The sequence below is a fragment of the Clostridium gelidum genome (genome assembly GCF_019977655.1).
Classification (GTDB): Bacteria; Bacillota; Clostridia; order Clostridiales; family Clostridiaceae; genus Clostridium; species Clostridium gelidum.
The window spans coordinates 5,647,911-5,670,015 of sequence record NZ_AP024849.1; the positions used below are offsets into that span (position 1 = coordinate 5,647,911).

General features: G+C 30.0%; 16 protein-coding genes. All 16 read right to left on the bottom strand.

Features of this window, described 5'->3' with window-relative positions; translation table 11 throughout:
* Window positions 1-115: 115 nt before the first annotated feature.
* Entirely contained in the window at window positions 116-400 is a 285-nt protein-coding gene (locus psyc5s11_RS25885; RefSeq protein WP_224035327.1) for a Dabb family protein, read from the bottom strand.
* A gap of 195 nt (window positions 401-595) precedes the next feature.
* Window positions 596-1,546, bottom strand: a complete 951-nt coding sequence (whiA, locus tag psyc5s11_RS25890; protein WP_224035328.1) for a DNA-binding protein WhiA — start codon at window positions 1,544-1,546, stop codon at window positions 596-598.
* A 60-nt stretch (window positions 1,547-1,606) separates the two neighbouring features.
* Window positions 1,607-2,959, bottom strand: coding sequence for a gluconeogenesis factor YvcK family protein (locus tag psyc5s11_RS25895; protein WP_224035329.1), 1,353 nt, complete (start codon window positions 2,957-2,959; stop codon window positions 1,607-1,609).
* Entirely contained in the window at window positions 2,956-3,840 is an 885-nt protein-coding gene (gene rapZ / locus psyc5s11_RS25900; RefSeq protein ID WP_224035330.1) for an RNase adapter RapZ, read from the bottom strand. The genes psyc5s11_RS25895 and rapZ overlap by 4 nt, the downstream gene beginning before the upstream one ends.
* Before the next feature lie 489 nt (window positions 3,841-4,329).
* On the bottom strand, window positions 4,330-5,244 hold the full coding sequence (murB, locus tag psyc5s11_RS25905; RefSeq protein WP_224035331.1) for a UDP-N-acetylmuramate dehydrogenase: 915 nt from the start codon (window positions 5,242-5,244) through the stop codon (window positions 4,330-4,332).
* 264 nt (window positions 5,245-5,508) lie between these two features.
* The gene (uvrC, locus tag psyc5s11_RS25910; protein WP_224035332.1) at window positions 5,509-7,374 is read right to left on the bottom strand and encodes an excinuclease ABC subunit UvrC; all 1,866 of its coding nucleotides are present in this window, start codon (window positions 7,372-7,374) and stop codon (window positions 5,509-5,511) included.
* A gap of 180 nt (window positions 7,375-7,554) precedes the next feature.
* Window positions 7,555-9,033 carry a peptidoglycan D,D-transpeptidase FtsI family protein gene (locus psyc5s11_RS25915; protein ID WP_224035333.1) on the bottom strand — a complete coding sequence of 493 codons (1,479 nt, stop codon included), beginning with the start codon at window positions 9,031-9,033 and terminating at the stop codon, window positions 7,555-7,557.
* Between the two features lie 3 nt (window positions 9,034-9,036).
* Window positions 9,037-10,257, bottom strand: a complete 1,221-nt coding sequence (locus tag psyc5s11_RS25920) for an FtsW/RodA/SpoVE family cell cycle protein (protein ID WP_224035334.1) — start codon at window positions 10,255-10,257, stop codon at window positions 9,037-9,039.
* A gap of 226 nt (window positions 10,258-10,483) precedes the next feature.
* The gene (locus psyc5s11_RS25925; protein ID WP_224035335.1) at window positions 10,484-10,927 is read right to left on the bottom strand and encodes an FHA domain-containing protein; all 444 of its coding nucleotides are present in this window, start codon (window positions 10,925-10,927) and stop codon (window positions 10,484-10,486) included.
* A 212-nt stretch (window positions 10,928-11,139) separates the two neighbouring features.
* Window positions 11,140-13,968, bottom strand: coding sequence for an excinuclease ABC subunit UvrA (uvrA, locus tag psyc5s11_RS25930; RefSeq protein ID WP_224035336.1), 2,829 nt, complete (start codon window positions 13,966-13,968; stop codon window positions 11,140-11,142).
* A 43-nt stretch (window positions 13,969-14,011) separates the two neighbouring features.
* Complete coding sequence (gene uvrB, locus psyc5s11_RS25935) at window positions 14,012-15,979, bottom strand: excinuclease ABC subunit UvrB (protein ID WP_224035337.1); 1,968 nt, start codon at window positions 15,977-15,979, stop codon at window positions 14,012-14,014.
* A 386-nt stretch (window positions 15,980-16,365) separates the two neighbouring features.
* On the bottom strand, window positions 16,366-17,748 hold the full coding sequence (locus psyc5s11_RS25940; protein ID WP_224035338.1) for a signal protein PDZ: 1,383 nt from the start codon (window positions 17,746-17,748) through the stop codon (window positions 16,366-16,368).
* An 11-nt stretch (window positions 17,749-17,759) separates the two neighbouring features.
* Complete coding sequence (locus psyc5s11_RS25945; RefSeq protein WP_224035339.1) at window positions 17,760-19,025, bottom strand: S41 family peptidase; 1,266 nt, start codon at window positions 19,023-19,025, stop codon at window positions 17,760-17,762.
* Between the two features lie 146 nt (window positions 19,026-19,171).
* Window positions 19,172-20,062 (bottom strand): permease-like cell division protein FtsX, encoded by an 891-nt coding sequence (ftsX, locus tag psyc5s11_RS25950; RefSeq protein ID WP_224035340.1) that lies wholly within the window; start codon window positions 20,060-20,062, stop codon window positions 19,172-19,174.
* Entirely contained in the window at window positions 20,052-20,738 is a 687-nt protein-coding gene (gene ftsE / locus psyc5s11_RS25955; protein ID WP_224035341.1) for a cell division ATP-binding protein FtsE, read from the bottom strand. The genes ftsX and ftsE overlap by 11 nt, the downstream gene beginning before the upstream one ends.
* A gap of 459 nt (window positions 20,739-21,197) precedes the next feature.
* Window positions 21,198-22,046, bottom strand: coding sequence for a YitT family protein (locus tag psyc5s11_RS25960; RefSeq protein ID WP_224035342.1), 849 nt, complete (start codon window positions 22,044-22,046; stop codon window positions 21,198-21,200).
* Window positions 22,047-22,105 lie beyond the last annotated feature (59 nt).

Here is a 22,105-nt window from a genome sequence, read left to right on the forward strand (position 1 = left end):
TTTTTAGTTAAATTTCTTTCAAAGCAGAATTTTCATTCTCTTAATTAAAAATTCAAAAATCCCAGTCCATATATTATTGAACTGGGATCTTTCGCTTTAATTTTATTATTACTGTTTAGAAATCTATTGTTTTACTCACTTCTATATAAGACCCTATAACCTTCTTAACCTTCTCTACATGGAATTCATTTACATCATAAGCTAAGTAATCTTCCTTAGACTCAAATCTTGTTATAATGGCTATATCATAACTTCTGTCACTTCTTACAACATCGATTCCTACTTCTAGTTGTTTTAATTCTTTAATGTTTCCATCCATAGATAAAAACGTCTTTTCTAAGAATTCTAAATTTTCCTCTGTTGGCTCTTTTGCTTTAAAAAGTACAATATGTGTAAACATAATATCACCCCCTTATTTCAGTTAAAAGTTAAGAGTACACAGTTAAGAGTTAATGATGAAATTTCTTCGAAATTTCTGATTAATATACTTTTTCAAATCACAAAGTGAAAAGTGAGAATCGAAATTTTATATTTCGTTCTTCGAACTTTCTCTGTGAGCTTGTTCTTTAACTGTTAATTGTTACCTGTTAACTGATTAATATTTACCGCTTCTTAATTCTTCTGCGATTTTCTCAATCTTTCTTAATCTATGATTTATCCCCGATTTTCCTACAGGTGGATTTAGCATTTCTCCTAATTCCTTCAGTGACTCATCTGGATAATTCAATCTTAATTCTGCAATCTCTCTTAAATTCTCAGGTAATCTTTGAAGACCTATTTGTGATTGTATTAGTCTTATGCTTTCAACCTGCCGTACAGCCGCATTTACTGTTTTTGAAAGATTTGCAGTTTCACAATTAACAAGTCTATTTACATTGTTTCTCATTTCTTTCATTATTCTTATATTTTCAATTTCTAACAAAGATGAATGAGCTCCTATTACATTGAGTAAATCTACAATCTGTTCCCCTTCTTTAAGGTATACTATAAAACTATTCTTCCTTTGTATTACTTTTGAATTTAAACTAAAAGTATTAATAAGATTAGATAAGTCTTTAGCATAATCTTCACTATGAGTTACAAATTCTAAGTGATATGTTTTTTCCGGATTGCTTATACTTCCACCACCAATGAAAGCACCTCTTATATATGCTTTTTTTGTATCATCTTCGTTAAAAACGTGCGTTTCTATCCTGTAGTCTAAGCTCATTATTCCATCAATTTCTTTAAGTATACCAGTATCACTTAATAATCCTCTAACACCCATTTCTTCTGTAATCACTACCATATAAATATTATTCTTTTTTAATGAGTTACTTTTTTTTACCATTAATTTTGAATGAATATTGAAATACTCTTTTAAAAGTGTAAAAATCAATCTAGCACTAGCTGGATTTTCCGTGGTCATTTTGAAACTAATTCCGCTTCCACTAAAAGCTAATGTGCCACTAACCTTCATTATAGCTGATATTTCTGCCAATGCTTCCGCCTTAGAAATATCTATATATCTGCATATTTCTCCTTTAACCTTTGATGAAAATGACATTTTGTTTCCTACCTTATCTACTTATTCAATTGACAATGTACAATGTACTATTGACAATTGTTAATCAATTTCTTTTCCCTTTTCTTCTCTTACTCTCTCTTTAATACGTTGTGATAAATACATATATTCTATAATTTTCTTCTTATCATACAAAAGTTTCTTTTCCATTATTGTATCTGCTAATACTTCTGCTAATTTATCTGCATCATGTTTTATAAATCCATTTTTAATTTTCACTAAATTCTCACCAACTATTTTTACACCTAAACTGTTTATATCTTCTCTATCTAACTTAACAAGTTCTGCACCATCTTGTAGATATCTTTCTTTTAACTCATCTGATATTTCGCCTGTATTGGCAATTACATAATCAACAATATCTTTCCCACCATATTTAAGCAAAACTTTTAAATGGTCTGATGCTTTAAACCCTGTAGTTTCACCAGGCTGTGTCATTATATTTGAAATATAAATTTTAATTGCATCACTTTTTCTAATTCCCTTGGCAATGTCTTTAACCAGTAAATTAGATGTTATACTAGTATATAAACTTCCAGGTCCCATAACTATAGCATCAGCTTCTTTTAATGCATCTAATGCTTCTTGCAATGCCGTTGCATTTTCTGGATTTATTTTTAGTTCTTCTATTCTAGAATTTTGTCTAATGGCTTCTTCTGGAATTTGAGATTCACCTTTCACTATGTTACCATTTTGAAGTTTTGCTACTAATTGCATATTATCTAAGGTAACTGGTATAACCTTACCTGTTACTGCAAGTACAGAGCTCATTTTTTGAACTGCTTCTTCAAAATTATCTGATATTCCTGTCATGGCTGCTAAAAACAAATTTCCAAAACTCTGATTTTTAAGTCTTCCATCTTTAAATCTATATTGAAGTAAATCTTCTAGTATAGGTTCAGTATCTGCAAGTGCTAAAATACAATTTCTTATATCTCCTGGTGGTAACATTCCTAAATCTTCTCTTAAATCTCCAGAACCACCACCATCGTCCCCAACTGTTACTATTGCAGTAATATTAGATGTATAGTATTTTAATCCTCTAAGCATTGTTGAAAGACCAGTTCCTCCACCAATTACAACTATTTTAGGACCTTTAACTAATAATCTCTTCTCATATATTAAGCTTTCAATTTTTCTACTGTCTAAAGACACTTTAAGATAACCTCTATTAAATAATGCAATTATAGATTTCATCATTTCTGTAACTGAAATATATAACACAAATATTCCAGTAATATTTAAAAATATATAAAAAACTTTGTAATATAAATCATAAATTCTATGGGTTACTAATTCTGTAAAACCAAAGGCTATTAATAATACTCCAAACAATCCAAACGCTAACCATCGTTTTACTTTAATTCCTACTTTAAGCCAATCTCGTATCCTCATAGCTTCTTTTCCCCTTTATGAAGATCTTCAGCTACATCCCGATGCTCTATTCTAGCATTGTAATTTTCTTTATTTAATAGTTCATAAACTTCATTAGCAATTGCAACGGATCGATGTCTTCCCCCTGTACATCCTATAGATATTATCAGCTGTCTTTTCCCTTCTTTAATGTAATTAGGAATTAAATATTTTAACATATCCACTAATTTTTCTATAAAATTGACAGTTTCTGCTTGCTTTAATACATATTCTTTAACGGGTTCATCATTTCCTGAATACTGCTTTAATTCTGGAATATAGAATGGGTTTGGTATAAATCTAACATCAAAAACTAAATCAGAATCTACAGGTATTCCATATTTAAATCCAAAACTTAATACGGTCACTGATAATTGCTTTTTAGGATGAATATTATCTCCATAAGCTTGATTTATCTTTTCCCTAAGGTGTCTTATTTCATACTTTGATGTATCAATCATAATATCTGCCAAATTTTTAATTTCTCTTAGTTTTTCTCTTTCTTGAGTAATACCAGTTAAAACTCTACCATCTGGTGATAGTGGATGACTTCTTCTTGTTTCTTTAAACCTCTTTATAAGAACTTCATCAGTTGCTTCTAAAAATAAAATTTCATATTTAAATTCATTTTGTTTTAGATAGTTTAAGGTTTCCAAAAAATCATCAAAGAATATTCCACCTCTAATATCTATAACTAATGCTATCTTTTCAATATTTCCGCCACTTTGTGCGCACATTTCTGCAAACTTTGAGATTAACTTTGGCGGAAGATTATCTACACAAAAATACCCTAAATCTTCTAATGCTCTTGTTGCTTGTGTTTTTCCTGCTCCCGATAATCCTGTAACTATAACAAATCTCATATTACACACTCCCCTTGACCAAAGATACTTTTTAAACACATCAAATATACTAATCTATTATTCTTTAATGTACTTTAACATTCAAATTATATCATACTATTAATGTAAGGCACATGAAAATAAATAACAAGTCCAAAACTGACATGAATATTTTTCATCAGGCAAGGAAGTAAAGTGCCATCATAGTGAGCCTATTATGACATTTTGCTGACGTGAGCAGTGAACCAAAATCTATGATTTTGTGTGAATCGCTTACTCAGTGAGCGTAGCGAATCGAGCTTCATTTATGATGGAAAATAGCCTGGCAGATGGACTTGTTATTTTTTTGATTGTGCCTAAGTGGCTATGCCACTTTTATTAATTGAGAATTAACAAAGTACAATTAACAGATAAATCCCTAAGAACCTAAAATTAAATAAAACTCAAAAGTTTATGAACTTCTGAGTTTTATTTTCTAATAGACCCTTCGGAATCTTAATTTATTTTGTCTCAATCTTCGCCTAAAATTCTAACTTCTGGGTATAAATCTACATCAAATTGTTTTTTCACTTCATCCCTAACATGGTTTATTACATCTAATACATCCTTAGCTGTTCCATTTCCATTGTTAATTACAAAACCTGCATGTTTTTCTGAAACGCATGCTCCGCCTATAGTGAATCCTTTTAACCCTGCATCCTCAATTAACCTTCCTGCAAAATGACCTTCTGGTCTCTTAAATGTACTACCTGCTGAAGGATATTCCAATGGCTGCCTATCTTCTCTTCTTGTAGTTAATGTATCAACTCTGTCTTGAATTTTTTCCTTATCTCCAGGTGTTAAATCAAAGGTTGCACTTAATACTACATATCCCTTTTGCATAACTAAAGATTGTCTATAACCTAAATTTAACTCTTCTTTAGAAAGAACTTTAATTTCTTGGTTATCATCTAAAACTTCTGCCTTTTCAATAACAAATGATATTTCTCCATCATAGGCTCCTGCATTCATAAATACAGCGCCTCCTACACTTCCTGGAATTCCACATGCAAATTGAAAACCTGCTAAAGATCCTGCTGTAGCTTCTGTTGAAACATCTTTAAGTAATGCTCCACATTCTGCTGTAATTTTATTACCTACACGTTCTATCCTATTAAGCTTACATAGCTTTATAACAATGCCTCTAATACCACCATCCCTAACTAAAAGGTTAGATCCATTTCCTATAACATAAAAGGGAATCTTATTTTGTTTACAAATAGTGATAGTTTCTTTTAATTGTTCTACATTATTTGGAGTTAAAAGTATATCTACTAAGCCTCCAACTTTAAAGTATATATGTTCACTCATTTTCGCATCTAACTGAATTTGTGACTCTCCATATATTTTATTGAACAAATTCTTATACTTTCCATACTGATTCATGCTAAAACTCCTTAAACACTGATATTAATATCATTTCTTTATATGATATAGAATAATCTATATACAAAACTAACACAAGTAAAATTTTATTGGTATATACTTACATTATATTATATACCATTAAAATAACATAATTTAAAATTCTATCCATCTTAGCTTATACCTAGTAAATTTTTATTCCGTATTATTATAGCATAATTTAATTGTTTTGTTCATGTTTTTTGATATATTCAAAAAAATAACAAATCTCCATTCTAGTCTATTTTATTTTCGTTGCATAAAATATGCTAGAATGCTATTTGCTGCCTTATTATCAATCGACTCAGTTTCAAGAAGTTTGTCTAGGGTAGCCTCTTTAATATTATCAATACTACCAAATTTCATAAGAAGTGCCATTCGCCTTTTTTTCCCAACATTCGGTATATCATCTAATATTGAATGTAATGTTCTCTTATCTCTTAAACTTCTATGATAAGTAATTGCAAATCTATGAACTTCATCTTGAATCCGTCTTATCAATTGCATTAAATCAGAACTTCTATTCACTATTAATTCTTTGTTATCGTAAATTATTCCCCTAGTTCCATGATGATCATCTTTAACTAATCCACATACTGGTATATTTATTCCTAGCTTATCTAAAACTTCAAGGGCTATATTAACTTGCCCCTTTCCACCGTCCATCATAATTAAATCTGGAAAATTAGAAAATTTACCACTAGAAAATTTAATTTCTTTATCTTGTATCTCTTTAATTTCTTTTAATCCATGAGTAAATCTTCTTTCTAAAATTTCTCTCATACTGTCATAATCATTAGCATTTTTTACAGTTTTTATACGAAATCTTCTATAATCACTATTTCTAGCTTTTCCATCTTCGAATACAATCATTGATCCTACAGAATCTACGCCTTGTATATTAGATATATCATAAGCTTCTATTCTAAGTGGTATACTATCAAGCTCTAATAAATTTTGCATTTGCTCTAAGCATATTTTATTCATTTCTTTATCTTTTAAAATCTTATCCTTAAATTGGTCTAGGCTAACCCTTGCATTATTTTTTACCAATTCTATCATATCTTTTTTTTCGCCTTTTATTGGAATTTTGACAAAAACTTTCGAGCCCCTCTTTATACTTAGAAATTCCTCTAAAGCTTCTATTTCATCATTTTCTGGAATATATATGTTTTTAGGCACCTTAGGAGTACCTCCATAAAATGAGATTATAAACTGAGAAATAACAGTACTATCTTCTTCATGAGAACTATTTTCAAGAATAAAGTGTTCTCTTCCTGTCACTCTTCCATCTCTCAAGAAGAAGATTTGGATGCAACAGTCCTTTTCATCTTTATACATATTAATGAAATCCTCATCACCTTCATGAGATTTAAATACTTTTTGTTTTTCAGCTATATTTTCTATAGCTAAAATCTTATCTCTTAAAGATGCAGCTTTCTCAAATTCTAATTTTAATGAAGATTCCTGCATTTCCTTTTTTAATTCATTTACAAGAGTTTTATCCTTGCCACTCAAAACATCTCTAATTTCATCTATCATATTTCTATAATCAATCTTCGAAATATGCCCTTCGCATGGAGCTTTACATTTTTTTATATGATAATTCAAACATGGTCTTGTTTGCTTTCCACCTTCTATAATAAGCTTTTTACAAGTTCGCAATGGAAAAATCTTTCTTATCAAATTTATTGTTTCATGTACAGCTCCCGCATTAGGATATGGTCCAAAATACTTATTCCCATCCTTTGCATAATTCCTAGTTATAAAAACTTTTGGAAAATCCTCGTTAGTAGTTATTTTTATAAAAGGATAGAATTTGTCATCTTTTAAGGAAATATTATACTTGGGGCTATATTTTTTTATTAAATTACATTCTAATATTAATGCTTCCATTTCAGAATCTGTAACTATGTATTCAAATTCAGAAATATTTTTAACCATTGCCTTTACTTTTTCTGAATGATTCTTCGAATTTTGAAAGTATTGTCTAACTCTATTTTTTAATACTTTCGCTTTTCCAACATAAATAATTTCCCCAAGAATATTTTTCATTAAGTATACCCCTGGTTTATCTGGTAGAATCTTTAATTGAGCATTAAAATCAAACATTAAATCCACCCCCTTTTCTCAATTAACAGTTAACAATTTAGAATTAACAATTTAGGATGAAGCTCTTACAGAGAAAGTTCTGCTGACCAAATACAAGATTTGGAGCATCACTTTTCCTTACATGATTTCTTTAGTTATATTTTTAAAAATCCCTTTGGAGTTCATCCATAATTGTAACTGTTACTTATTTAGTGCAGACTTCATAACTTTTCCTGCTATTGGTGCTGCTGCACTTGCTCCATATCCTCCATTTTCCACTATAACTGCTACTGCAATTTGTGGATTGTTTGCTGGTGCAAATCCAATAAACCATGAATGAGGTTTAGCACTTTCACCACTCGCAAGATTATAATCTGCTGTACCTGTTTTACCAGCTGCCTCAATTCCTTGAAAAAAACCCCAAGAAGAATCAACTCTAGAATCAACTAGATTTTTCATATAATCTTTTATAATAGCTGCATTAGCTGTACTAATGACTTGTTTATATACTTTTGAATCTATAGTTTTTACTGTATTTCCATCCTTATCTATTACTGTGTTAACAAGTCTTGGCTCCATCATCTTCCCATTATTGGCTATAGTACTTGAAATTAAAGCCATTTGCATTGGTGTTGCTAAAATGCTACTTTGCCCAATACCAGATTGTGCTATACTACCAACTTCAGCTTTAGTTAACTTTGGAAATTGACTTTGAGTTATCTTAAATCCATCTGAATCAATGGTACTATTAAAACCATATTTTTCAGCGGTAGTTTTTAATTTATCATTTCCAAGCTCCATCGCTAGTGTACCAAATACAAAATTACTTGATAATCTAAATGCTTCTTTTAAATTTATAGCTCCATTAACTTCTCCATTATCATTGCTTAGAGATTGTTTTTCATTAAATACTATTTTCCCAGTATCATCAAATGTCCTGCTTGTAACACCTGGCATATTGTCTAAAGAACTGCTAAGAGTGACAGTTTTAAAAGTTGATCCTGGTGGATAAAGTCCAGATGTTGCTCTATTTATAAGTGGGCTATTGTCTGCTTTACCTGCATTTGCTGCCTTCATTGAACTTTCTAAATCATTTGGATTGTATGTTGGTCTTGAAACCATCGCAAGTACTTCTCCTGTTTTAGGATTTAATGCAACTACAGCCCCTTTATTATTTTCAAGAGCATCATAAGCTATCTTTTGAAGTGTAGGATCTAGTGTAGTTATGACCCCATTACCGATTTTAACCTCATCTTCTTTTCTGCTATTAAACATCTCTTTTAATTTTTCTTTACTAAAATCTTTAGTTAAATTTAAGATGTTATTTGTAATTTTATTATAAGTTGTCAATTCACTATCATAATTTGCTTCTAATCCTGTTAATCCATACCTTGGATCTACATAACCTAAAGCATGAACATATAAATCGCCATTAACATAAGTTCTTTTTTGTGTAAGATCATTTACTTTTGCACTTGTTGTCAGTGCATTTTTATTTCTGTCATATATAGTTCCTCTTAAAACTTCATTTCTTTTTGCCCATAGTCTTTGATTCCCTTGCTCTTCTGCTATATTAGGTGCTGAAAAAACTTGAAAATATGCAATATAAGAGATAAGAGCTACAAAGCAAAATAAAAAAACTACCATAACTTGTTTTATACTATTAGAAACATTTTTCAATTTTTAGCCCTCCTCTGATATCTTTTGAAGTATTGCTAGTGCAAAAAACATGCTTATCATGGAAGATCCACCAGCACTAATAAGAGGTAACGTGATTCCTGTAAGTGGTATTACTGCAAATACCCCACCAATTATAACTAATACTTGGCAAGCTATCATAGCACTCATTCCTATTGTGCTAAGTTGTGAAAATTTATCTTGAACTCTAAATGCTGCTCTCATTCCTCTATAGAAAAATAAGAAATAGATTATCATGATACCTAAACCAAACACCATTCCAAGTTCTTCACAAATAACTGCGAAGATTAAATCTGAAGTATTAACTGGCAATAAATTAGGATATCCTTGGCCTAAACCTGATCCAAGCATTCCCCCTGATGAAATAGCATATAATCCTTGAACTATTTGATATCCACCTTTATCTTTAGAATTCCACGGATCTCTCCAAACTAATATTCTTTGTCTTACATGTGAAAATAAATGATAGGCCATAAATGATCCTATTATAAATAATGCAAAACAAATTATCACATATTTCTTTTTTCCAGTTGCAACATAAACCATTGTTAATGCTATCCCAAAAAATATTAAAGCTGATCCTAAATCTTTTTGAGCAACTAAACATGCTAATGCAAACATTACGACTAATGCAGGCTGCCAAAGCTGTTTAAAATCTTCTATTATATTATTTTTATCTTCATACTCTTTAAGCGCAGCTGCAAGATAAAGAACAAATGTTATTTTTCCAAATTCAGATGGTTGAAATCCAAATCCCCCAATAGTAACCCAGTTAGTAGCCCCATAAGTTTCTTGATGTGCGAGTAGTGCCAATGGCATTACTATTATGGTCATAGCTAAATATATTTTTTTATATTTTGCAAAGTCTCTTAAATCTGGAATGGCTACTAATACAGCAATAAATACAATAATCCCCCCTATAAACCAGATTAATTGTTTAATTGCAACACCAGTATCTAACCTATATAACATAGCAATACCTATAACTGATAAAATACATGCAAATGTAATTAAAAATTTATCTCCATGGGGATAAAATTTTCTTATTAAAATCTGAGTAATTGTTAATAATACGCATACTATTAATCCCATATATATTGCATTCATATCCATAGGATCTTTTAATATAGACAAATTTGTAAAAAGAGCTATACATAAAAGGTATGTTAACATTAATAACTTTATCTCATCCTTCTTAATTTTCAATCTATATCACCTCATTACTTTTAATTCTTTTTTATATGCCTTAATCTTTTGTAAGGCTCAGAGAAAGATATATTATGCATAATCTCCCACTGAGCCTTAATTGGTCTAGATTATTTAATTCATACTCAGGGGTACCACATAACCACAATGGTCATAATGTATCCACAAGGGTTATAAGTTCAACTAAATTCAGCAAGAATATAAAACTCTATCCGAAAAATTGTTCCTATCTTAAAATCTTAAAAACTGATGTTCCAATCTTTATTTCATCTTTATTATTTAATTTCATTTTGCCACTTATCTTATTGCCATTCAAATAAGTACCATTGGTGCTATTTAAATCTTCTATAAATAATGAATCATTTCTCACTATAATTTTAGCATGATTCCCTGAAACATGTTGGTCTGCTAAAACAATTGAATTATCATCTTTTCTACCTATTGTCAAATCTGATCTTATAGGAATAATAGACTCATCTTTTAAATCCTTGCCATTACCTGAATTTATTATTTCTAATCCATAATTCCCTTTTGTTACAGGTGGTCTTCTCTTCTTCCCACCGTTTTTAACATCTTTATACATTATCTTTAATGCATAGTATATTATTACATATAGTATAACAATAAAAACTACTCCAAAAATTCCAGCAATTATTTTTGAAAAACTCATATTTTCACCTCAATATCTATTCCTACATCATAGGCACTTTATTTAGTTAAGAGTTAACAATTAAAAGTTAACAGTTAACGCTGAAAATAATATCCTAATTTTTTAAATGCCTTATTAATGATTATACAACAAAAATTCAAGTCTGACATCCCAAAGTATTACTTTTCAATTAACAATATAGAATCGAAAAACAAATTCTTACAGAATTTAAGTTAATTATTCAAAACACTTTTTAAATATTTTCCTGTATATGATGCTTCAACTTTGCATAGTTCCTCAGGTGTTCCTGCTTTAATAAGAGTTCCTCCCTTATCTCCACCTTCTGGTCCCAAATCAATTAAATAATCTGCACATTTTATCATATCTAGATTATGTTCAATTACAACCACCGTGTTTCCTGACTCTACTAGCCTTTGAAGTATTTCTATTAATCTGCTAACATCATCTACATGTAATCCTGTTGTTGGTTCATCTAATATGTACAGTGTTTTACCTGTACTTCTTTTTGATAATTCAGATGCTAATTTTATTCTTTGAGCCTCTCCACCTGATAATTGAGTTGATGGCTGACCTAATCTAATATATCCTAGGCCAACATCATTTAATGTTCTCAACTTGTTTTCTATCCTAGGAATATTTTCAAAGAATTTCACTGCTTCTTCAACTGTCATGTTTAATATATCATCTATATTTTTCCCTTTATACTTAACTTCTAAGGTTTCTCTATTGTATCTTTTTCCTTTACATACCTCACAAGGTACATATACATCAGATAAAAATTGCATTTCTATTTTTATAATTCCATCTCCAGAGCAGGCTTCACATCTTCCGCCCTTAACATTAAAACTAAATCGTCCTTGCTTATAACCTCTCATTTTAGCTTCTTGAGTTTGCGAAAAAAGCTCTCTAATTATATCAAATGTCCCTGTATAAGTAGCAGGATTAGAACGTGGCGTTCTTCCTATTGGGCTTTGATCTATATCTATTATTTTATCTATATTCTCATACCCAATTATTTCTTTATGCTTTCCCACAGGCTTTTTACTCTTGTTCACTAGCTTATTCAAGCCTTTATAAAGTATTTCATTTACCAAAGTACTTTTTCCAGAACCTGAAACTCCAGTAACTGCTGTTAATGTTCCAAGTGGAATTGATATATTTATGTTCTTTAAGTTATTTTCTTTTGCTCCTACAACCTTTATAATTTGTCCATTACCCTTTTTTCTTATTTTTGGCACTTCAATTAATTTTTTTCCTGTTAAGTATTGTCCTGTTATTGATTTTTCACACGCTTTAACATCATCAAGAGTACCAGTAACTACCACTTCACCCCCATGCTCTCCTGCACCAGGTCCAATATCAACAATATAATCTGCTTCTCTAATAGTATCTTCATCATGTTCTACAACTATTACTGTATTTCCCACATCTCTTAAATTCTTTAAAGTTTGTATCAGTCTATCATTATCTCTTTGATGCAAACCAATACTAGGTTCATCTAAAATATACAAAACACCCATAAGTGATGAACCTATTTGAGTTGCAAGCCTTATTCTTTGAGATTCTCCTCCTGATAAAGTTCCTGATTTTCTTGATAAACTCAAATAATCAAGTCCTACATCCAATAAAAACTGTAATCTGTTTTTAATCTCTTTTATAATTTGTTCACTAATAATTCTATTCTTTTCTGAAAATTCTATTCCACTTATAAAATCTAATTCTTCTCTTATTGGCATACTTGAAAATTCAAATATATTTTTTTCGCCAACAGTAACTGAAAGTGCTTCATCACTCAATCTTGCACCTTTACACTTAGGACAAAAGTCATCACTCATATATTGCTCTATTCCACTTTTTATCAAATCTGAATTAGTTTCTCTATATCTTCTATTCAAAGAATTTATTTCTCCATCAAAGGCGTAATTATATACTGCTCTAACACCATCTTTTGTATATTCAACCTTAAGTTTCTTTCCTTGTGTTCCATATAAAAGTAACTCAATATGTTTCTTATCTAAATCTTTTATTGGCGTATTTAACTCTAATCCATATTCTCTACCTAATGCTTGAAGTATAGCATAAGTCCATGAATCTTCTTTAAGTCTTCCATTCCCCCAACTAGCTATAGCACCATCCATAATACTTAATTCTCTATTTGGAATTACTAATTTCTCATCTATTTCAATTAAAGTTCCAAGACCATCACAATGATCACACTTACCAAATGGAGCATTAAATGAAAATAATCTAGGTGCTAATTCACCAATACTTATTCCACATTCTGCACAAGCAAAATTTTCACTAAATAAAGTGTCATGTCCATCAATAACACTGGCTATTACTAGACCTTCTCCTATTTTTAGCGATGATTCTATAGACTCTGTAAGTCTTCCTTCTATTCCTTCTTTTATAACAATTCTATCTATAACAGCTTCAATATTATGTTTTTTGTTTTTATCTAATTTTATTTCTTCTTCAGTTAAATCATAAATTTCCCCATCAATTCTAGCTCTTATAAATCCATTTTTTCTTATATTCTCTAATAACTTTTCATGACTTCCTTTTCTGCCTTTAATCATGGGCGCTAATATTTGAAGTTTAGTTTTATCCCCATAGTTCATAATCTTATCAACAATTTGATCAACAGACTGCTTAGTAATTTCCTTTCCACACTTTGGACAATGTGGAGTTCCAACTTTTGCATATAGTAATCTTAAATAATCATAAATTTCTGTTATTGTTCCAACTGTCGATCTTGGATTTTTGTTTGTACTCTTTTGGTCTATTGATATGGCTGGTGATAGCCCTGCTATGTACTCAACATTTGGCTTATCCATTTGTCCTAAAAATTGTCTTGCATAAGAGGATAAAGATTCCATATATCTTCTTTGTCCTTCTGCATATAACGTATCAAAAGCTAACGACGACTTACCTGAGCCTGATAATCCTGTAAACACAACTAGCTTATCTCTTGGTATCTCCAAACTAACATTCTTTAAATTATTAACCTTAGCACCCTTAATTATTATCTTATCATTCATCACACAAACCTCCATTTAAATACACAATACACAGTTCACAATATTAATTCTTAATTTCATTAATTATATCTCTAAGTTCGGCAGCTCTCTCAAATTGTAGATTCTTTGCAGCCAATAGCATTTCTTGTGTATATTCTTTAATTAACTTATCCTTTTCTTTCTTAGTAAATTTTTTATTTCCATCCACTTTATATTCTGCCACTTCTTCAGCAATTTTGGTAGCTTCTATAATCTCTCTGACATCTTTAATTATAGTTGTTGGGATCATTCCATTTTTGCTGTTATATTCTTTTTGTATAGCTCTTCTTCTTTCAGTTTCCTTTAGAGCTTTATCCATAGATTTTGTTATATTATCTGCATACATTATAACTTTACTTTCTGAATTTCTAGCTGCTCTTCCTATAGTTTGTATAAGCGATGTTTCTGATCTTAAAAATCCTTCTTTATCAGCATCCAAAATTGCAACTAAAGCAACTTCTGGTATATCTAAACCCTCTCTTAAAAGATTTATTCCTACTAATACATCATATTCTCCAAGTCTTAAATCCCTTATAATTTTCATTCTCTCCATAGTAAGAATCTCTGAATGCATATAAGCAGCCTTAACCCCAAGCTCTGTTAAGTATTTGGTTAAATCTTCCGCCATACGTTTAGTCAGTGTTGTTATTAATGTTCTAAACCCACATTCTTTAACTTTATTAATTTCTCCATATAAATCATCTATTTGCCCTTTTATTGGTCTTATAATTATTGGAGGATCTAATAATCCTGTAGGTCTTATAATTTGTTCTGCAATTACTTCTGAATTATCTATTTCATAAGCAGCTGGAGTTGCACTTACAAAAACCACTTGCTTAATTTTCTTTTCAAATTCTTCAAACTTTAACGGTCTGTTATCATATGCACAGGGGAGTCTAAATCCATAATCAATTAAAGTGTTTTTTCTAGACCTATCGCCTGCATACATTGCTCTAACTTGTGGTAATGTTACATGACTTTCATCAATAAACATTAAGAAATCTTCTGGAAAATAATCTATTAAAGTTTTAGGTGGTGTTCCAGAAGCCCTCCCATCTAATAATCTTGAATAATTCTCTATGCCACTGCAATATCCCATTTCTTTTATCATTTCAATATCAAAATTAGTTCTTTGTCTTAATCTTTGAGCTTCTAAAAGTTTATCTTGAGCATTAAGTTCTCTTAGTCTTTCTTCTAATTCCCCTTCAATAAGTCCAATTGATTTTTCAACAGTTTCTCTTGAAGTTGCAAAGTGAGATGCAGGAGTTATTGCTACATGATTTCTTTCACCAAGAATAGTTCCTGTTAATACATCAAATTCTCTTATTCTCTCAATTTCATCTCCAAAAAATTCGATTCTAATCCCCTTATTTGAATATGATGCTGGAATTATATCTAAAGAATCTCCTCGAACTCTAAAAGTTCCTCTTGAAAAGTCTATATCATTTCTTTCATATTGAATGTCTATAAGTTCCTTTATAACTTTATTTCTTTCCTTTTCCATTCCAGTTCTGAGGCTTATTGTAAGTTTTTTATATTCTTCTGGATTACCTAATCCATATATACAAGAAACAGATGCAACAATTATTACATCCCTTCTTTCAAAGAGAGCTGAAGTAGCTGAATGTCTTAATTTATCTATTTCATCATTTATAGATGCATCTTTTTCAATAAATGTATCTGTTGAAGGTTTGTATGCTTCTGGTTGATAATAATCATAATAAGATACAAAATATTCTACTATGTTATCAGGAAAAAACTCTTTAAATTCTGAGCATAACTGTCCTGCTAAAGTTTTATTATGAGCTAGAATTATAGTAGGCCTTTGTAATTTTTCTATAATATTTGCCATAGTAAATGTTTTTCCCGAACCAGTTACTCCAAGTAAAGTTTGACATCTATTATTATGTTTTATTGATTCCACTAACTTATCAATAGCTTGTGGCTGGTCTCCTGTAGGCTTAAACTTAGAATGTATTTTAAATTCTCCCATTAAACTACCTCCTTTTCGAACAGACATTCGTATTATATGTATATTTTACTTTTCATTAACTACTAAGTCAACAATTTATAACATTTATTTTTTCCAATTAGTTGTTTTTTATCTGATTATTTTCAAAAATTTTGTAAGGCACATGAAAATAAATAACAATTCCAAAGTTGCCACGAATATTTTTCATCAGGCAAGGAGACGAATTGCCCTCATAGCTGGCCTATTAGGTCAATTTGCCGACGCAGCATGATGGAAAATGGGCACATTAGAAAAGAGTAGCTGTGCTACAATACGGAACTTTTCTGGCAAATGGACTTGTTATTTTTTTGATTGTGCCTAAATTAAAATTTATTAAAGAAAAAGATGGCTAAGCCATCTTTTGTAAACTACAGTTTCATATCTTTATTTTCTTCATCTTTATTAATCTTATCCTCATTAATTTTATTTTCTTTTTCATTTTCTGTTGTTTTATATTTTTCTTTATGTTCTGAATTCTTAAATTTGCTAAGAACAGTTTTAAAACTGTTATCATTAACAGGGATAACATCTTCTTTAGCTACGCTTCTAGGGACTAATAACATACCTAGTCTAGTATTCTTATTATGCCTAAATTGGATTTCTCTTACAACTCCCTTTGAATCTTTAACCTTCAAAACAGCATTATACCAATTAGCCTTTAAAATCGAATAACTTTCTGCTTCTGAATTAATATTTTTATTATTTATTGATAAAATCTTACTTCCAACATCAACACCAAATTTTCTAACTTGTGAATCTTTTGTAATATCTAAAATCACTAACCCTTCTTCATCACTTAAAAATTTAGGTTTTCTCTTTTCTTCACTCTTCACTTGAACTTCTAACATAAATTCATGAGCAAATGGAGTAAACATTACAACTATTATTTCACCAAAGACTCCAAATCTACTAATTTGAGCTACAACAGTTAAAATAATTCCATAAATTAATATATAAATCCCTGATACCAATGCCTTTTCTCTTTTACTTCTTGTAAAAGTAATTGAGGAATACCCCAAAACTGTGTAAAATGGCAATATTGAAATTGCACTACCTGCTATCAAACTAAGTCCTGAAGATGATTTGATTAGTGGCCACCAATCCGGATTTTGTATAGATTCTGTTATATATTTTAATGATGAATCATTCATAGCTATTGCAATCATTATAGCTACTGGTAATGCCCAATACCTTTTTAATGCATATCCCCCTAAAATTTTTCCATCCCTATTTGTAAATACCGGAACTGCACCTCTATCACCATCAATCATTACTAATAAGCCTTCAATAATATGAAAAACACCTATAAAAATCACTAAATAAAGTATATCAATATTAAAAATCATATTATTAGCGAGTTCTGGTATAAATTGACTCCCCAATTTAATTAAAATACTTATAGCACCTAAAACAGCACCCGAATATGAAAAACATATTAATCTTGGTTTTATAAACATTAATAATATAGATATAATAAATAAATATTCAATACCTGAATTTGCACTAAAGACGACACCTAAACTAGTAAGAATTAAACTTCCTATACACCCAGCTATAATCCCCAAAACAAATTGAGATAGCGTAAGTTCAATAGATGAATTTACGCTACCTCCTAAAATTATTTTTTGCATAGCTACTATTTTTTTATTTTTTACATATAACATTATTATTAAAGTAATAAATAGAAATACCAATGGGGGAGCTACTATCGCACCTGCAACATTCCTTAATGTATATACTAATAAACTCATTTCATTTCCCCCTACTGCATCTTTCCCTCTATTTTTTGTATTGCAGCTTTCAATTGTTCATCTGCATTCTTATCATATCCAGTTTCATCAATTCCTATTGGCGTTATAACTTCAACATCTGGTGTTATTCCTTTTTTATGAATATTCTCACCATTTGGTGTGTAATACTTAGAAATAGTTACTTTAAGACCACCAATTCCATTATCAAATTTAATTGATTGCTGAACTATTCCCTTTCCAAAAGTAGTTTGACCTATAGTTGTTGCCGCACTATAATCTCGAAGTGCTCCTGTAACAACTTCTGATGCACTAGCGCTATTTCCATTAACTAATACAACTAAAGACATACCTTCTGCTACTCCACCAAGTGATAATGATTCATTTCTGTTATCATACTTGTCAATTGTATAAGTTATCACTTTATCCTTTGGTATAAACTGTGATGCAACACCTACGGCTTCTGATAATAATCCGCCTGGATTTTCTCTTAAGTCTAAGATTATTCCTTTCATGCCTTGAGCTTTCAATTCTTCGATAGTTGCTTTAAAATCTTCTGTTGTATTTTGATTCATAAAAGTTTTTATACGAATATATCCTACAGACGAATTCAGCATAGCTCCTTCTACAGCTTTAATTTTCACTTCTTCACGTGCTACAGTAACATCAAATTCATCTGCATCAGCTCTTTTAATAGTTAATTTTATTTCTGAGTTATTCGCTGCTGCAATCATAGTTACTGCCTTTTCCATATCGTCTCCAGATATATCTACATCATTTATCTTTTCAATAACATCATTTGCTGCGATTCCTGCTTTGTCAGCAGGTGAATCTTTAATTGTAGATACAATTGTTAATTTATTATCTTTAGGAGTTATAGTAACACCTATTCCCATCATACTTCCATTACTTTGTTTCATTAGCTTATCAAATTCCTCTTCATTCATAAACACAGTATATGGATCCTTTAATGAATTAGTCATTCCTTTAATAGCACCTTCTAAAAGAACATTATCATCAATTTCATCATAATACTTTTCAATTAGTTTATCCCTAACTGTAAAAAGTGCTGAATATTTACTCTTATCGTTAATTTGTTCTACAGTACTTACAACTTGTGGTGATGTTTTTACTAAAAAGATACCTTTAGTTGCAATATAATTTCCTCCTAGAAAAGATACCCCCATTAGAACTAATGTAAAACAAATTAATGGTATTATCAAAATTGATTTTCTTTTTTGCTTATTATTTGCAAACATATATTTTTTTGATTTTCTCACCTATAAAGCTTCCTTTCCCATGCATTATAACTCCAATAATATCTTTATTTAAAGACTATATATAGACTTTAAATAAAGATTGCATAGTGTTAGATTTAATTTTTCTTTACTCTACTTCTATTTATCTTTATACTTATTTGCAAAAATTATACTATCAAAAACTTCCTTAATGCAATTATACTGGCAATTCCACCAACTAAAATTCCACCAAGCACAAATTCCCATGATAATGTTGTTAAAATATAAGTTGCTGGTACAAGGCTCATAGATATTAGTTGACTTCCAAGCCATTTAAGCAACCAATTATATGCAAAAAATAATCCTACACATGCTAGGGTCGCTCCAATTAATCCAATTACCATACCTTCTATAACAAATGGCCATCTAATAAACCAATCGGTAGCACCTACAAATTTCATAATTCCAACTTCTCTTCGTCTTGAAAATACAGTTAGTTTTGTTGTATTCATTATTAGGAAGATTGAAACTCCCACTAATATTACAAACAGACCCATTCCAACTGCTTTTATACCATTTACAATTGCTATAATCTTATCAACTATTTTTTGTTGACCTTCAATGCTTTGAACACCTTCAAGATCTTTTATTGCTTCACTTACGGCAGATGCATATTCTGGTGCATCTAATTTTACTGTATATGATCCTGTAAATGGATTATTTTGTAATGTATATCCTTTTAGTAACCCTTCATTTCCGTTTGTAGTAGCTTGTAAGTTTTTAAATTCCTCTTCTTTTGATAGATACACTACATCTTTAACTCCATCAATTTCTCTTAATTTTATTTCAATTTCTCTTTGATCAATAAGTTTTATACCGTCTTTAAGAGCAATTTTAAGCTCAACTTTATTTTGAACATTAGCAATTCCTTCACTTATATTAGCTGCAACCATTATAAATATTCCTAATACAAAGAAAGTTATAAGAACAGTAATTACTGAAGCAAAACTAATAGTTCTATTTCTCTTTAAACTCGTAAATGCATCTTTAATAAAATGTGTAATAGTATTAATTTTCATCTTCGTATTTACCTCTTTTCTCGTCTCTTGCAATTTCTCCTTTTTCAATGGCTATAACTCTTTTTTTCATATAGTCAACAATTTCTTTAGCATGAGTAGCCATTAAAATAGTAGTTCCTGCTTTATTTATATCTTCAAGTAATGTCATTATTTCTCTTGCTGTATCAGGATCTAAGTTACCAGTAGGTTCATCTGCAATTAAGACCGATGGATTATTAACTAATGCTCTTGCAAGGGATACCCTTTGTTGCTCTCCTCCTGATAATTCATTTGGAAACATTTTATATTTATGAGATAGTCCAACTAAAGACAATACCATTGGAACTCTTCTTCTAATATCTTTTGGCGATGCTTCTACAACTCTCATTGCAAATGCAACATTTTCATATATATTAAGGTTTGGTATCAATCTAAAATCTTGGAATACCATTCCTATCTTTCTTCTGTAATAGGGTATTTGTTTTCTAGTAATAACTGATAAGTCTTTATCTGTAACTATTATCTTTCCATTAGTAGGCTCAATTTCTTTTAAAATCATCTTTATAAATGTGGATTTACCAGATCCACTTGGTCCTACTAAAAATACAAATTCGCCTGCTTCAATCTCAACGTTAATGTCTGCTAAGGCTTTTACATTATTATCATAAATTTTAGATATTCCTCTAAATTCGATCATACTCAAACACTCCTTCTTTCTCTGCTATCTAGTTAGTAATTTTACGGTCCTCATTCTTTCAACTATATATCTAAGAACAGTACAGCACAAACTTAGTGGTTACCTTGTGGAATATTGTAAATCTTGCAGTTACCTAATATTCCTTTTAGTTACGTCATGTCCCACATAGATATAATTTCAACTAAATTCAGCTCAAGTGTAAAATTTACCCTTAACATTCATATTATTCATCTATACCTTAAATTAATTGTAAAACTTACAAAATTAATTATAACATAAGAATACTTTGTAATGTTATACAATTTTATTAAATTCTCATCCTATTATTTACAATTAATCAAACTTTAGATATATATGTTGCAATATACAATTGACAGTTGTGACTGAAATGAAGAATCATTTTGCAACATATATATCTAATTATGTTAGTTCAACTAAATTCAGCTAAAATATGGAGTTTCACTTTAAATCACCAAACCCTTCACCTAATACTTCATGAACTTCCCCTACTGTTATAAAAGCCTCAGGATCTATTTCTTTAATAAATTTCTTCAATTTTATAAATTGGCTTCTGCTTAAAACAGCATACAATATATTATTTGATTCACCTGTATAGGCTCCTATTCCATTTAAAAATGTACATCCGCGATCTAAAGTGTATATTATAAACTTGCTTATTTCATCACTGTGTCTACTTATAATAAATACACTCTTACATATATTAAATCCTTCTATAAGTCTATCAACTATTATTCCAAGCAATATTACACTTAATATAGAATATAAAGCTAAATCTATTCCGAATACTAATGCACTTCCAAAGGTTATTATAAAATCAACCATTAATAGAGATTTTCCTATATCTAAATGGAAAAACTTATTCAGAATTTTCGCTAATATATCAGTTCCTCCAGTTGATGCATTTTCATTAAATACAAGAGCCATACCAATAGCTGAAATTAAAGTTCCAAAAATAGTAGCCATCATTAAATCTTTAGTTATAGCCATTGGATTTAAAAACTTTTCTATTATCCATAATATTATAGATAATCCCAAACTACTATAAACTGTTTTTACTCCAAAATTCCCATCAACAAACATAAATGCAACTACAAATAATGCTACATTTAATACCAATGTTATTATTCCAATTGATAGATTCGGCATAATTTCATTTATAACTATAGCTGCCCCTGTGACTCCTCCTGCCGCAATATTATTAGGTGCAAAAAAATACTCTACTGATAGAGCAACTAAGATTATTCCTACTGTTATTATTGTATATTCCTTAAATTTTTCTATTTTCATTTTATATTCCCCCTTTTATTTAGTTTTCCTTGTTTACTTTTGATTATTCAGGAATATCA